The sequence below is a fragment of the Thermoanaerobaculia bacterium genome (assembly GCA_018057705.1).
Lineage (GTDB): Bacteria > Acidobacteriota > Thermoanaerobaculia > Multivoradales > JAGPDF01 > JAGPDF01.
Genome location: JAGPDF010000009.1, coordinates 56844 through 70637 on the forward strand (window position 1 = coordinate 56844; position 13794 = coordinate 70637).

A 13794-nucleotide genomic window follows, 5' to 3' on the forward strand; every position below is an offset into this window, starting at 1 on the left:
CCGACGGGGTGGAGCGTCTGCGCATCGGCCTGCTGTCGTACGAGTATCCGCCCGAGACCGGACTGGGGGGGATCGGCACCTACACCTGGACCCAGGCGCAGGCGCTGGCGCGGGCGGGGCACGAGGTGCATGTGCTCGCCGGCAGCGCGGCTCCGGGACCGAAGGCTAGCGCGGCGCGCCGCGAGCGCGACGGCGACGTCACCGTCTGGCGCGACGCCGCTCCGGCGTCGGCACGCCGCCTCGGTGCGGTTCTCGGGCGGCTGGGCTGGTGGTGGAGCCGCAACCGGCTCGAGAACGGGCTGCGGATGCGCCGACTGCTCGGCCGGGTCGCGGCCCGCGAGAAGCTCGATCTGGTCGAGGTCCCCGAATGCGGCGGCGAGGGGCTCTTCCTCCCGCGCCGGTGGGAGACTCGCAAGGTCGTGCGATTCCACTCGCCTGCCGAGCTCATCATGCCGTTCTACGACACGCGGCCCGGCGATCGCCGGCTCTGCGCATGGCTCGAGCGTCGTGGCTATCGACGGGCCGCGGCGGCGACTTCGTGCTCGGCCTTTCTGGCGCGAGAGGTCGCCCACCGACTCGGATATCGGCAGCCGATCGTCACCGTGCCCAACGGCATCGACCTCACGCAGGCCGACGGCGCCTCGACGTTCGACCTGCGCGCGGCGATCGGAGCGACAGGAGCGACCGGAGCGGGGGCCGCGGAGCCCGTCGTCCTCTTCGCCGGCAGGTTCGAGCCGCGCAAGGGCTCGGCGCTGCTCGGCGAGCTGGTGCCCGAGCTCCTCGCCCGAAGATCGCTGCACTTCGTCGTCCTCGGCGAGGATCTCTTCGGGCACGGCGAGCGCGAGCTCGTGCCGCGCTGCCGGGCCCGCCAGGGCGAGCCGCAGACGGGGGCTCTGCACCTCCTGGGGCGTCGCCCGGTGGAAGACGTCCGGGCGGCGATGCGGCAGGCCGACGTCGTGCTGCTGCCCAGCCGTTGGGAGAACGCGCCCTACACGGTGCTCGAAGCCATGGCCGCCGGCGCGCCGCTGGTGGTGTCGCGGGTCGGCGGCATCCCGGAGCTCGTCGCGGACGGCAGCGAAGCGCTGGTCGTCGCTGACCAGGATGTCGCCGCGCATCTCACGGCAGTCCGGCTACTGCTCGACAACCGCGAGCTGGCGCAGAGCCTCGGCGCTGCGGCACGCCGGCGGGTCGAGCGGGAGTTCACCGCCGACGGCATGGCCGAGCGCTCGCTCGGGGTTTACCGGCGCGTCGTCGAGGGGGCAGGTTAGGTGCCAATCTCGCTGCAAGGAGCGGGAGGGCCCCGCGTCAGGCGGCCGGATGAGTGGATGCGCGGCCCACTGCGGCGCTTCGTTCGGGGGCTCGCACGGCGCCGGGAGACCGCCCGACGCCGACAAGAGCACGAGGCCCTCCTTGCCGAGCTTTCTGCCGCGGGTCTCCCCGGTGATTCGGTCGGCGCCCCTCCGCGCCTGCTGGCGATCGGCTCCTGGGAGTTCCCGGTCTACTCCCAGAGCTTCGTCTATCAGGAGCTCGCGGCGCTCGTCGCGGCCGGTTTCGACGTTCGCATCGCCTGCACGGCGAGGGGGGAGCCCGAGGCGCTGCCTCCGCAGTGTGCAACGCTCGCCGGACGGACCCTGCGCCTGCCGTCCGAGCGCCAGATCACGCGCCGCGACCTGGCGTACTTCCGACGCACGCGGCCGGCCGCCGTGACGCGCCTGCTGGCGCTCCTCGCCCAGGCGACCGGCCGGAGCGCCGCCGAGCTCGCGGCCGACGACCATCTGCTGCGTGCCTTCTCCTTCGCGCGGATCGCCGAGGCCTGGGGAGCCGATCTCGTCCACAGCTACTTCTTCTATGAGGGGAGCCTCGCCGCCTTCGTCGCGCAGCAGCTGCTCGGCCTGCCGCGCGGGATCACCTGCTACGCCGACCATCTCCTCGCCGACTACCGCCTGAAGCTGGTGGCGCAGCAGCTCGCTGTCGCCGATCTCGTGGTCGCGACCTCGGAGCGCGCCCGACGGGAGCTCGTCGACCTCGCCCCTGCCTGCGCGCCGCGGACGATCGTCAAGCCGAACGCGGTCGATGGCCACTATTTTGACCGCGCCGCGCGGGTCGAGCCGGCCCCCGGCGAGCCGTTCCGGCTGCTCTCGGTGGCGCGGATCGACCCCAAGAAGGGCCTGCAGGATCTGCTCGCGGCGGCGGCGGAGCTCGGCCGGCGGGAGATCGCGTTCGAGCTCGAGCTGGTGGGGGGAGTCGAGACGGGGTCGGAGGGCGGGGAGCTCGAGCTCGCCGGTCTGCACGCCGCAATCGCCGGCCTCGGGCTCGGCGGCGTCGTCGCGCTGCGCGGCTTCCTCCCGGCGGCCGGAGTGCGCGCCGCTCTCGCGGGGGCGCACCTCTTCGTCGCGCCCTATGTCGAGACTGCGCGCGGCGACAAGGACGGCATCCCGACGGCGGTTCTCGAGGCGATGGCGACGGGGCTCGCGGTGGTGGCGACGCGCTCGGGTTCCCTCCCCGAGCTGATCGCGGACGGCGGGAACGGGCGCCTGGTCGAGCCGGGTTCGCCGGCGGAGCTCGCGGCGGCGATCGCCGGGCTCCTGGCCGCGCCCGGGGAGCGGGCGCGGCTCGGGGAGGCGGCCGCGCGAACGGTGCGCGAGCGTTTCTCGATCGAGGTCTGCGAGCCCGAGCTGGCGCGGCGTCTCGGCGCGCTGGCCGACGGCCGCCGGACGAAACCGGCGGCTACGCAGGCGACCTGAGGGGTCAGTTCTTCGGCAGCGACGGGGGAGCGGCGGGCGGCTCGGCGGGCTGCAGCGGGGCGATCGCCGCCAGTCCGGCGGCATCGACGGTGACTGGCATCGAAGTCAGGAGGCGCTCGAAGAAGCTCGCTCGTACCGCCTCGCGGCGCTCCTTCTGGATTCGGCTGCGGATGCCCGGCGCGAGCTTCTCGATCGGCGTTGGCGCGGCCTCTTCGCGCTCGACGAGCTTGAGGACGTACCAGCCCTTTTCGTGACGGCGGACCTCGGAAAGGGCGCCGGGCGCAGGAAGGGCGAAGGCGGCCTGGACGAGCTCGGCACCCCAGCGATACGACTCGGCCTGGCTTTCGTAGATCCAGCCGAGCTCGCCGCCGACATAGCGCGTCGCGGCATCTTCGGAGTAGCGCTTGGCGATCTCGCCGAAGTTCCGCGTCTCGGGCGGCAGCTTCGCCGCCTCGTCGCGGGCCGCGAGCAGCCGTTGCCGGGTCTTCTCGACCTGCGCGGCGTCGGCCTTGGCCGAGACCGCGAGGTAGATCCAGGCGGCGCGGATCCGCGCCGGCGTCAGGAACTCGTCACGGTGGGCTTCGTAGAAGGCCGCGACCTCCGCCGCCGTCACTTCGATCTTCTCGAGCTCGGGATCGAGGTGGGTGCGCAGGTACTGCGTGGTCAGCATGCGCTCGATGGTCGCCCGGTACTCGGGATCCTGATCGAGCCCCTCCTCGCGCGCCTGCGCGAGGGCGGCGCGCTGCTGGATCATTTCGTCGAGCAACGCCTGGCGCTGCTCGACCGTGGCGAACTGACCGGGGATCCGCCCGCCGCGCCGCGCCATCTCGTCGCGGAACTCATCGACGGTGATCGGCTGGTCGCCGACCGTTGCCAGGACGACCTGGGGAGCGGCCGGCGGGATCGAAGGCGTTGCGACCGCCGTTTTCTCGGGCGCAGGCTGCGGCGCGGCAGCGGTCGCCGGTGGCGGTGTCGGGCCCGCAGCGCAGGCGGCCGTGAGCAGGAGAAGCGCGAGCCCGAGGCTGCGGTGAAGGGTCGTCATGATCGAGGCTCCTTCGAAGAATCTGCCTCCCGTCCCGTGAGCGGTCGGAGGGGTCGCCGGCGGGCGCAACCGGAAGACCCGCCCCGTGCGGGTCACAGCTGGTTCCTGCTCAATTCGCGGCGGGGGCCGGGGTGAGCTCGCCGAGCTCGGTCTCGAGCCTCGCCCACTCGGTCATCCCCTCTTCGATCTTCGTGTTGAGCGTCTTCTGTTCCGCCTCGAGCTTCTTCACTTCGGTGGCGCCGGTCTTGTCGAAGAATCCGGGGTTGCAGAACATCTCGTTGATGGCGTGGACGCGCGCCTCGGCCTTTTCGATCTCTGCGGTGAGCTTGTCGCGGCGATGGACGAGCGCCTTGAGGTGTTTGTCCTGCGCCGGCGTCTGCGGCCCGGCGGCCTTCTTTGCCGCCTCCTTCTTCTTGTCCTGGCGGGCGCGGGCGAGAACCACGTCGGCGTCGAGATGGTCGTCGCCGCAGCGCGCGAGGTAGTCCTCGTAACTGCCCTCGAAGTCGCGGATGCCGGTGTGGGTGATCTCCAGGATCCGGTTGGCGAGGCGGCTCACGAACCAGCGGTCGTGGGAGACGAAGAGGATGGTGCCGTCGTAGGCCTCGAGGCCCTCGACGAACGCCTCGATCGCCTCGAGGTCGAGATGGTTGGTCGGTTCGTCGAGCACCAGGATGTTGGGCTTCTGCACCGAGAGCTTGGCCATCACGAGCCGCGCGGCCTCGCCGCCGGAGAGGGCGCGCAGCTGCTTGTAGACGTCGTCACCGCGGAAGAGGACCTCGGCGAGCTTGCCGCGCACGAAGCCGATCGTCTCGGAGGGCACGATCTCCCAGAGCCAGGCCTCGACGGACTGCTCGGAGGCGTCGACGAGCTCGCGGTGGTCCTGGGCGAAGTAGCCCGGCCAGGTCTCGTATCCCCACTCGACCTTGCCTGCGTCCGGCTCGACGACGCCCATGGCGATCTTCAAGAGGGTGGACTTGCCGATGCCGTTGGGACCGAGGATCGCCAACCGGTCGCCGCGCTGGACCCGCAGCGACACGTTGTTCAACACGCGATGCTCGCCGTAGCTCTTGGAGATCCCCTCGAGCTCGAGCACCTGGCGCCCCGACGGCCGGCGCTGTGTGAACTTGAAGGTCGGGTAGCGGCGCGACGTCTGGGGCAGGCGATCGATGACGATCTTCTCGATCATCTTGACCTTGGACTGCGCCTGCCGCGCCTTGCTCGCCTTCGCCTTGAAGCGGTCGACGAACTCCTTGTGCTTGGCGATCTCGCCCTCGCGCTTCTCGATCTCGTGCTCCTTGCGGTCGCGCTCGGCGGCCTTCTGCTCCTCGAACTGCGTGTAGTTGCCGTGGTAGAGGAGGATGGTCTCGTAGTCGACGTCGAGGATGTGGGTCGAGATGTTGTCGAGAAAGCGGTGGTCGTGGGAGATCACCACCGCACAGCCCTTGTAGGCCATGAGGAACTTCTCGAGCCAGCGGATGGTCAGGATGTCGAGATGGTTGGTCGGCTCGTCGAGGAGCAGGATGTCGGGGTCGGAGGCGAGCACCTGGGCGAGCAGCACGCGCAGCTTGAAGCCGCCGGAGAGCACCGACAGTGTCTCTTTGTGGACGTTGGTCGGAATTCCCAGCCCCTCGAGGATCTCGGCGGCGTGCGGTTCGAGCGAGTAGCCGTCGTTGTGGAGGATGAACTCCTCGACGTCGGCGTAGCGGTCGGAGTCGAAATCGCCGTCCATATGGGCGAGCAGGCGCTCGCGCTCCTCGAGGGCGTCCCAGACGTCCTTCTTGCCCATCATCGCGACGTTGACGATCGGCACGTCCTCGTACTGGAAGTGGTCCTGCTTCAGGACGCCCATGCGGGCGCGCCGCGGCATGTTGATGATGCCGTCGGAGGCGACTTCGTCGCCGGCGAGGATCTTCAAGAACGTCGACTTGCCGGAACCGTTGGCGCCCACCAGGCCGTAACGGGATCCCGCATTCAACTGGAAGGAGGCGCCCTCGAAGAGGGTATCGCCGCCGAAGGCTTTGGCCAGGTTGGTGATCGAAATCATAGGAACCGAGGATTCTATCAGCCGCGCCCGCCCGACCCTCGGCGCCCCGGGGAGCTTCGTCCACCGGCGTCGGTTTGGCGGCCGATCGGACCGCCGTTAGAGTGACCGGCCATGGGCCCCGGCGGGCCCCGGGAGAGGGCCATGGCGACGTCGAAGAAGGGACTGTGGAAGAAAGGGCGCGGTAAGCTGGGCGTATTCGAGCCGTTGATCGGCTCCTGGGAGGCGGAGGCCGAGTCGCCGATGGGACGTATCCGCTGCACGCGGACGTTCTCGCGCATTCTGGGCGGCCACCGCGTTCTGCTCGAAGCGCGATGGCTCATCGGCGACAAGGTCTACGCGGAGCACGCGATCTACGGCGTTGACGACTCCGGCGCGCTCGCCTTCTGGTCGTTCACGTCCGACGGCAAGCGCTCGCAGGGAACGATCGCCGACGGCACGGACGTCCATCCCGAAGCGATCGCTTTCGAAGCCCGGATGCCGGCCGGCCTGGCGCGCATGGTCTACTGGCCGGAGGCCGATGGCGCCACGAGCTGGGCCGTCGAATCGAAGACCAAGAAGGGCTGGAACCGCTTCACCCACCACCACTACGTGGCCGCCGCCGCCCGGCCAGCGTCCGCAGACGGCCATTGAATGGCGACGGCAGGCCCGCGAAGAGGCCCACGCGCGCGAGAACAACGGCATCGTCACACGTGCTCGCGAGCTCTCTCCCCAGAGCTATGATCGCGCCGAACCCACCCGCAGTCGATCGACCGGGGGCCCCGATGACGAAATACGCTTCCCGCAATAAAGGCGTCGTAACACCAAACTCCCGTCGCAGTGTTAGCCGCTCAATCGGTAGTTAGACATCAGGGAGACCGGTGTTGACGACCTGGAGAGAGCGATGGGGCGCACAGGCGAACGAGTTGACATTTTGTGCGCCCGCTTCGGAGACAGCTGTCCAGGAGATCATCCAGAAGCTTGGTCCCGGCGTTCCAGAAGATCTCGTCTCGGTTCTTCGCGAATCGAACGGTGTTCTCGGGCCATACTCCCTCGACCTCGTATGGTCGGCCGAGCGAATCTTGCGCGACAATCTGGACTTTAGGTCTAATCGAGAGTTCCAGGCGCTCTACATGTCCTTCGATTCGGCGATGTTTTTTGGAGATGGCGGAAACGGAGATCAGTTCTTCTTCCCAGTCCTCGGCTCTGGCGATGTTCGATCTGAGGTGTTCGTGTGGAATCACGAGGACGACAGCAGAACCTGGGTGGCTCAGACACTCGAGATCTTCGTCATGTGGTATCTCGATGGCACGATCAAGATCTAGGTGTGTCGGCCTGCTGCCTAACCAGTCGTTCGAGCGGACGAGATGGGCGTCCGCGGTCCGCTTCGCGGGTCGCCAATTGCGGCGCGCCGCTCAGCTCCAGATTCGTTGGACGACGATGAAACGTCAGCTGCCGCCCAGTGCCGGAAAATGGGGTCTTGAAAAGGATGGAACATACGATTCTCATGCAGCGACGCTCTCAGGATAGACGCCCGCAATGACTATTCGTCTCAGACCATTCCTACTCTTCTGGATTGCACTGATCGCCGTAGGTGCCCGTGCTCAGACCGGATCGCCTTCGAACCCCGCTGCAACGCTGCCGCAATGGGAAATACTGCGCAGTATCAGGGACTTCGGAGCGCTCAGCAGGTACGCAGAGGAAAACGCCGCACTGCCTGACGCTCCGCCGAGGCGGGTCGTTTTCATCGGGGATTCCATCACAGAGTTTTGGGGCAAGAAGTCCCCGTTCTTCCCTGGCGAGCCGTACCTGAATCGTGGAATAGCTGGTCAAACTACGGCGCAAATGCTGGTACGGTTCCGCCAGGACGTAATCGATCTCAAGCCTGCCGTCGCGATCATCCAGGGAGGACTGGCGGACATCGCCGGTTTTACCGGACCGTCGAGTCTCGAGGAGATTGAAAGCAACCTGCGTTCAATGGCGGAATTGGCGAGTTTCAGTCAGATCATCCCGGTACTTGTGGGTGAGCCGCCCGCGGCAGACTATCCGGGACGCACGGGACCGGAGCCTGCGACGCAAATCGTAGCTTTGAATCAGTGGGTAGCAGCCTATTGTGCTTCATCAGGCTTCATATTTCTCGACTACTACTCCGCACTCGTCGGAAGCAACGGGCAGATGAAGGAAGGAGTCAGCGATGACGGAGTGCACCCAAACGAGAGTGGCTATGCGATTTTGAAGCCCCTCGCAGAAAAGGCAATCGCGGACGCTTTGAAGCAACGGGCTATGCGAGCCTCTTCATCCAAAGCCAAGTAGAGCCCATCAGGGAGTGCAGGCCATGGTTGCGCGGATGTGTTTTGAACTGCATCGACGCGAGCTGAGCGAGTTATCCACATTGATGCCGAGAAAGATAGAAGAGCCGGCCGAAGTTAAAGACGGTAGGTTCTGCCAGGTCGTCGGCGGAACTCACTCTGGCAAGAGTGGCACCGTCAGAGACACCAAGACCAGCAAGACGGGCCACGTCACGATCTCCGTGGAGCCGAAGAACGGAGAGAGGTTCAAGACTCTTGCGAGGAATGTCGTTGCTGCGAAGGTCGGTGACGCCTAATCCTCCGTTCGAGCGGACCCGTTCGGCGCCAGCGTCCGGCTTCGACGAGGAGCCTCTCTGGCGCGCCGCTCAGCCCACCCTGTCAGGAGTCCTGATCCTTCGCCGAAGAGCCTCAGCGCCGCTAGACCGCGGGTTCGCATCGGGTGAGCTGGTCCGCGCCTTGCACCCAGCGACCGGAGACGGATTCGAAGTGGCGACTCCGGCGCTTCTGCCGGCAAGGAGACGAGGTGGCTCACAATTCTCGCCTTTCCCAGGCTTTAGGCCTTCTCGGTTGGCTGATTCTGGTGTTCGTCGCGGCGGCCGACGCTCCGGCCTTCTACGCCCAGCTGGTGTTGCCCTCCTGGGCGCCGCCGGCCGGCGCTTTCGGGCCGGTGTGGACGGTGCTCTACACGCTCATGGCCGTCGCGGCATGGCTGGTCTGGCGTGAGCGCCGGCGGCGACCGGTCGGCAACGAGCTCGCGCTCTTCGTCGGCCAGCTGGCCGTGAACACGATCTGGTCCTGGCTCTTCTTCGCCTGGAAGTCCGGCGCGGGGGCGTTCGTCGCGATCATCCTTCTGCTCGGCCTGATCGTCGCGACGATGGTCGCGTTCTACAAAGTGCGTCCCGCCGCCGGTCTCCTTCTCGTGCCGTATCTCGCCTGGGTCGCGCTCGCCACGGCGCTGTCGTGGAAGGTATGGCGGAACAACCCGGCGCTGCTCTAGCCGGGAGGCTGCCTCCTTCGAATGAGATTTCCAAGAGTCGGACATCCTCGTCAGAGTGCTGCGACGAACTCGGGCCTACGGCTTGGCGTCGAGAAAGTCGTTCACCATCGGGACGATGAGGTCCATGCGTTGCATCAGGGTCACGTGGGTGGTGTCGGGCAGGATGGCCAATCGCGATGCGGAGCGCGGCCGCAGGTCCCCGTGTATCCCGCCGCCCTTCAGACGAAACATCTCCGCGACGTGCTCGAGCCGAATGCCGTCGGCATCGCCATGGATGAAGAACATGGGTGCGGTGGTCGCCTGAAGCTGAGTGGCTGTCAGGTCCTTTCCGTTGGCATCGGCGGCGACCAGGCGCTCCACGAACCGCGGAAACTGGTCCGGAGTCGGGCTCAGTCGCTTGTACTCGGTCTCGAGAGGCGAGCCCTGGAAGACCTCGGCCGTGAGTTCCGCAATAGCGTCGCCCGCTTCCTGGACTCTGCCGTCACGGCGAAAAGTGGACGAAATGACGACGACCCTTCGCACCTGGTCCGAATGGCGCACGGCAACTTGCATGGCGACGCCGCCGCCCATGCTGTATCCGATGAGGTCCGCGCGCGGGAGCTCTAGAACCTCGAGCAGCGCCGCAACGTCATCGGCGAGGTTCTCGCTGCTCGGTTCTCGCGCAACATCCGCCGTCCGCCCGTGGCCCTGCATCTCGACGGCAATGACTTTCCGGGTCTTGGAGAGCTCGCCGACCCACCCTTCCCAGTTGCTGGTGATGGTCATGAATCCACCGTGAAGCAACACCACGGGCTCGCCGCGACCGTGGACTTCGTAGTACATCTTGAGCCCGTTGACCGGCGCATAGCCCGTCATTGGACCCTGCTGTGCCGACAGGTCCGTGATCGCCATCATCATCACCAGGAAGAGTGTGAGCCGCATTTCGATTGAACTCCGTTTCATGGATTCGCTTCGGGCTTCGGGCTCGCGCCTACGCCCCCGCATGTGCTCACCAACGTGGCGAGAGTTGCAGCCAGCAGGGACATATCCAGGTCATCGCCCCCTCCTTCACGCCGCAGACTCGAACAGGTCGTCGAGGCGCGTGTAGCTATGCTCCATGCCGTCGGCCATGCCGGTGGAGACGGCGTCATTGCGCGCTTCCTTCGACGCGAACGTCATGTTGCAGACGAGAGTCGTGACACGGTCCTGCTCACTGAGTTCGAGAGACACGATGCAGGGATCGCCAGCTGGCATGGCGAAGTCCATGTCGCCCGGATCGTAGTGCTGTTCGTGGACGAGCTTCGACGGGTCGTCAACTTCGGTGAACGTACCGAAGAAGCCGAACTGCTTGCCGTCGTCGCAGTTTCTCCACAGCCACTTGTATCTGCCGCCGACGCGGACATCCATCTCGCACACCGGCATATCCCAGCCCTCGTAGCCCTGCCATTGCCGCACGAGCTCGGGCTGGGTATGTGCAGCCCACACCAATTGGCGGGGCGCGTTGAACGTACGTGTGACGCGAACTTCTCGATCGCTCGGCAATGAAACTTCTGCGGGCTTGGGCACGGTCTTCTCCTTGTGTCCGGTCTAGTCCTGCTTTCGCGTGCGCTTGGACGGTGTGGCCTGAAGCGTTTCGAGCAACGCATCGAGGCGCCGGTAGTTCTGTTCGAGGATCTCGCGGTAACGTTCGATCCACGCCGCCTCTTCCTCCAGCCGGCGTGGGCCGAGTTTGCAGGTTCGCACTCGGCCGATCTTCTCCGTGGTGACGAGCCCCGTCTGCTCCAGGACACAGATGTGCTTCTTCATGCCGGTGAGGGTCATCTGGAACGTCCCGGCGAGTTCCGTGATCGAAGCGTCGGCTCGCCCGAGCCGCTCCAGAACGCCCCGCCGGGTGGCGTCGGAGAGCGCGGCGAACGAGGCATCCAGGTGGGCTTGCTGAAACTGAACCATAGGGTTCAGTATAGGGCGTGGGCTAACGCTGCGCAATAGGGGAAGGCTCCCTACGCTGGAGCGGCCAGACGGGCAGCTCGCTGGTGACCTTCACGACCTCCAGCCAGCCGACTTCGGTCGTGACGCTGCGCGGTCTCGCGCTCTCGGGCGCCGAGTTCCGCGGCGTCGTGATGGGCGACAGCGCACAGGTCGCCCTGGATCGCTCGTTCGGAGGCGGAACGTCGCTTCATGCCGACTGCGACCGCGAGGGCCGCGGCTTCGACTCGCCAACGAAGCCGGACGTTCTGGGACTGTTCGATCGTGGCGCCGACGAGTCGCCGCTGCGCTTCGCGAGCGGCTTCGAGAGCGGTGGTTTCGCCGGCGGGTCTTCGACTCAGCCCTGAAGCAGCGGCCTCGGGCAGGTCGGCCGCCCTTCGCCGGAGAAGGCCTCAGGCGAGCGTTCGAAGGTCGCGAATGTCCGCGAAGTCGCGCGGGTTGAGGGTCCAGAGGCTGGCATCGAGGGCGATGGCATGGGCGGCGATCGCCAGGTCGACCTCGCGCCCGCGGGTGCGCGGGATCGAGCGATAGAGCCGGCTGGCGACAGCCGCCTCTTCGGGTCCGAAGGCGAGTGCGGCGCTGCGCGGAAAGAGGGCCTCCTGAGCGGCGATCTCCGCCTCGAGTCGCGGGCCGCGCGACCATTCGTAGAGCACGAGCGCCGGCAGGACGAGACGCTCGCCGTCGGCGAGGAGGGCGCGCATCACCGCCGCCGAGCGTCGGGGCCCCGTCAGGCTGTCCACGAGAGCCGAGGTGTCGACGACGATCACTGTTCGGCGGGGGAGCGCCGCCCGCCCGCGCGGCGCGCACGTCGCAGGGAGGCGAGCTCCCCGTCGACCTCGATTGCGGGACGCGCCGGGATCTTGTGCACCAGCTCGTCGAACGCCCGGAGCGCCTTGCGCCGCTCCGCCTCGCTCATCCGGCCGGCGCGCGCCGCGTACTCGGCTACGGCTTCCCGCACGACGGCGCTCTTCGAAGTCCGCAGGCGCTCGGCCGTTCGAGCCAGCTGGGCCGCGGTCGTTTCGTCGAGGCTGAAGGTCATCTTGAGTGGGGCCATAACTGGGCAATACTACCATACCACCTGGTGGAAGTGGTCGCCGCCGCCCCTCGCGAGAAGGGAATGGCGCTGCGCGATGTTCTCGAGCCGTGGCATTGCGGTGGCCTCCGGAGCGGGGCGGTGCGCCGTGTTCAGGAGCCGCAGGCTAGGATGACTCCTCCGATGAAACCCAATTCACGCTTCCTCGTGGCTGCAGCGCTGATTCTCGTGGTGCCGCTCAGCACCGTCCTTCTCTACTCGGCGAGAGGGCACACGGACAGTTCGCTGTACCGTGCTGCCATGCGGGTTCTGGGCCCGGCGGTCTTTCTCGGGGGCACGTTCCTCATGTATCCCGTCGCGATGATCGACGCGGCTCTGTTCGGCGGCGTCTTCTTCCGCGACTCACTGTTCGGCTTCGAACCGCGAGATGTGTATGGTTGGGTGCTCTACCTGGTTTTCTACTCGATCCTGGCTTTGTCGGCGGGTTTCGCCGCACGCTCCTGGCCGAGCCGCGCACGCGCTGTCCGCCCGGAATCGGCGCCTGCCCGCGGTGCTTTCGAACCGTCCACTTCCGGCGCGTTGTCTGGCGCCGCCGCCGTCTCGCAGCGCAACGGTCGTTCGGTCCTGGGAGTTCCCCTGCGACTTTTCGTCGGGCTGCTGTGCGCACTTCCTGTGTTGTGGTGCGCCATGCCGAGGCGGATCGATCCGACGGTCGGGAAGAACGACGCGGACGGCTATCCTCAGGAGTGCCGGGGAGAGAAGCTCTATCGCTTCACGTTCGTGCAGCAGCCCAAGCCGATCGAGCGTCACAAGCCGGTCTATTCGGACAAGGCTCGCAATTCGAAGGTCAAAGGGCTGGTCTCCGTGCGATTGGCGGTCCTATCCTCCGGCGAAGTCTGCGAGCCGAGGATCATCGAGGGGCTGCACCCTGAGGTGGACGCTTCGATCCTGGCGGCGGTGCGAACGTGGCGCTTCACTCCCGGGACGTACAAAGGCACCCCCGTAGCCGTTGGGTGGTACCAGCCGTTCCATATCGATTTCAGCGACCCTGATCCGGCGGCGTTGAGGCGGGCGGCGGAGAGGCAGGAGGCTGAGCGGCGAGCGGCGGAGAGAGCGGCGCTCCGAAACGGCGGAGTCGCTCCAGTACCTTGATCGGCTGCTGCAGATTGCCAGCTCATTGTCAGCTCATCCGCCGGTCGGCGTCGTCTTTCTCGAGCGGCTCCTCGACGGAGCCTCCACCGCCGTCGAGGGTTTTCAGCGCGACGCTTCGGCGAAGGCGAGCCCTTCGAGGTCCGCCAGAGAGAGGTCGCGATTGCGCCAGTTGCGCGGCAGGACGAAGGTGACGGCGTCGCCCAGCAGGAGCGGCCGGCCGTCGATCCGGGGATGGCCCTTCACGTGGGCGAAGAGCAGGGTGTCGAAGTGCTCCGGATGGAAGATGCCGAAGGCGACAAGGTCGGAGACGATGACGCCGTGAGGCTCCAGCCACTCTTCGTGGGCGGACCGTTCGAGCTGCTCGACGACGGCGACGACGATCTCGCCTTCGTAGGGAGCGGGAGCAGCCGGGAGGCCGGAAGGAGTGGTGGCGGTCCGGGGAGCGAGGTTGTTCCGGCAAGCGACGGCACCCAGGAGCAGGCCGCAGGCGAGAAGCGCGCGGTACGGAGCGATCACAGGAGTCCGTCTCATC

The 13794-nt window shown here is 67.0% G+C and carries 16 protein-coding genes; 8 read left to right on the forward strand and 8 right to left on the reverse strand.

Annotated features, from left to right (window positions below; genetic code table 11):
• Positions 1 to 8: 8 nt before the first annotated feature.
• Positions 9 to 1268, forward strand: coding sequence for a glycosyltransferase family 4 protein (locus KBI44_04550; GenBank protein ID MBP9143735.1), 1260 nt, complete (start codon positions 9 to 11; stop codon positions 1266 to 1268).
• 57 nt (positions 1269 to 1325) lie between these two features.
• Positions 1326 to 2744 (forward strand): glycosyltransferase family 4 protein, encoded by a 1419-nt coding sequence (locus tag KBI44_04555; protein ID MBP9143736.1) that lies wholly within the window; start codon positions 1326 to 1328, stop codon positions 2742 to 2744.
• Positions 2745 to 2748: 4 nt separating this feature from the next.
• On the opposite strand, the gene KBI44_04560 is transcribed toward KBI44_04555, so the two are convergent.
• On the reverse strand, positions 2749 to 3786 hold the full coding sequence (locus tag KBI44_04560; GenBank protein MBP9143737.1) for a peptidyl-prolyl cis-trans isomerase: 1038 nt from the start codon (positions 3784 to 3786) through the stop codon (positions 2749 to 2751).
• A gap of 109 nt (positions 3787 to 3895) precedes the next feature.
• Positions 3896 to 5830: an ABC-F family ATP-binding cassette domain-containing protein gene (locus tag KBI44_04565; GenBank protein MBP9143738.1), complete on the reverse strand. Its 1935-nt coding sequence runs from the start codon at positions 5828 to 5830 to the stop codon at positions 3896 to 3898.
• Positions 5831 to 5971: 141 nt separating this feature from the next.
• Here KBI44_04565 and KBI44_04570 point away from each other — a divergent pair, with 141 nt between their 5' ends.
• The 4 genes from KBI44_04570 to KBI44_04585 all read left to right on the forward strand — a co-directional run bounded on the left by KBI44_04570 (position 5972) and on the right by KBI44_04585 (position 9112).
• Complete coding sequence (locus KBI44_04570; GenBank protein MBP9143739.1) at positions 5972 to 6460, forward strand: hypothetical protein; 489 nt, start codon at positions 5972 to 5974, stop codon at positions 6458 to 6460.
• A 230-nt stretch (positions 6461 to 6690) separates the two neighbouring features.
• Complete coding sequence (locus tag KBI44_04575; protein MBP9143740.1) at positions 6691 to 7131, forward strand: SMI1/KNR4 family protein; 441 nt, start codon at positions 6691 to 6693, stop codon at positions 7129 to 7131.
• Between the two features lie 214 nt (positions 7132 to 7345).
• On the forward strand, positions 7346 to 8119 hold the full coding sequence (locus KBI44_04580) for a hypothetical protein (GenBank protein MBP9143741.1): 774 nt from the start codon (positions 7346 to 7348) through the stop codon (positions 8117 to 8119).
• A gap of 519 nt (positions 8120 to 8638) precedes the next feature.
• Positions 8639 to 9112 (forward strand): tryptophan-rich sensory protein, encoded by a 474-nt coding sequence (locus tag KBI44_04585; GenBank protein ID MBP9143742.1) that lies wholly within the window; start codon positions 8639 to 8641, stop codon positions 9110 to 9112.
• A 75-nt stretch (positions 9113 to 9187) separates the two neighbouring features.
• On the opposite strand, the gene KBI44_04590 is transcribed toward KBI44_04585, so the two are convergent.
• The 3 genes from KBI44_04590 to KBI44_04600 all read right to left on the reverse strand — a co-directional run bounded on the left by KBI44_04590 (position 9188) and on the right by KBI44_04600 (position 11041).
• Complete coding sequence (locus KBI44_04590; GenBank protein ID MBP9143743.1) at positions 9188 to 10009, reverse strand: alpha/beta hydrolase; 822 nt, start codon at positions 10007 to 10009, stop codon at positions 9188 to 9190.
• A 150-nt stretch (positions 10010 to 10159) separates the two neighbouring features.
• Positions 10160 to 10657, reverse strand: coding sequence for an SRPBCC family protein (locus KBI44_04595; GenBank protein MBP9143744.1), 498 nt, complete (start codon positions 10655 to 10657; stop codon positions 10160 to 10162).
• 21 nt (positions 10658 to 10678) lie between these two features.
• Positions 10679 to 11041 (reverse strand): helix-turn-helix transcriptional regulator, encoded by a 363-nt coding sequence (locus KBI44_04600; protein MBP9143745.1) that lies wholly within the window; start codon positions 11039 to 11041, stop codon positions 10679 to 10681.
• 83 nt (positions 11042 to 11124) lie between these two features.
• Here KBI44_04600 and KBI44_04605 point away from each other — a divergent pair, with 83 nt between their 5' ends.
• Positions 11125 to 11424 carry a hypothetical protein gene (locus KBI44_04605; protein ID MBP9143746.1) on the forward strand — a complete coding sequence of 100 codons (300 nt, stop codon included), beginning with the start codon at positions 11125 to 11127 and terminating at the stop codon, positions 11422 to 11424.
• Between the two features lie 45 nt (positions 11425 to 11469).
• Here the strand turns inward: KBI44_04605 and KBI44_04610 are convergent, their stop codons facing one another.
• Both KBI44_04610 and KBI44_04615 read right to left on the reverse strand, forming a co-directional pair.
• Entirely contained in the window at positions 11470 to 11844 is a 375-nt protein-coding gene (locus KBI44_04610) for a PIN domain-containing protein (protein ID MBP9143747.1), read from the reverse strand.
• Positions 11841 to 12131: a ribbon-helix-helix protein, CopG family gene (locus tag KBI44_04615; protein ID MBP9143748.1), complete on the reverse strand. Its 291-nt coding sequence runs from the start codon at positions 12129 to 12131 to the stop codon at positions 11841 to 11843. Before KBI44_04615 ends, KBI44_04610 begins: the two co-directional genes overlap by 4 nt.
• Positions 12132 to 12293: 162 nt before the next feature.
• Between KBI44_04615 and KBI44_04620 the strand changes: the two genes are divergently transcribed.
• On the forward strand, positions 12294 to 13262 hold the full coding sequence (locus tag KBI44_04620) for an energy transducer TonB (protein ID MBP9143749.1): 969 nt from the start codon (positions 12294 to 12296) through the stop codon (positions 13260 to 13262).
• A 102-nt stretch (positions 13263 to 13364) separates the two neighbouring features.
• Here KBI44_04620 and KBI44_04625 read toward each other — a convergent pair whose 3' ends face one another.
• Entirely contained in the window at positions 13365 to 13793 is a 429-nt protein-coding gene (locus tag KBI44_04625) for a hypothetical protein (protein MBP9143750.1), read from the reverse strand.
• Position 13794 lies beyond the last annotated feature (1 nt).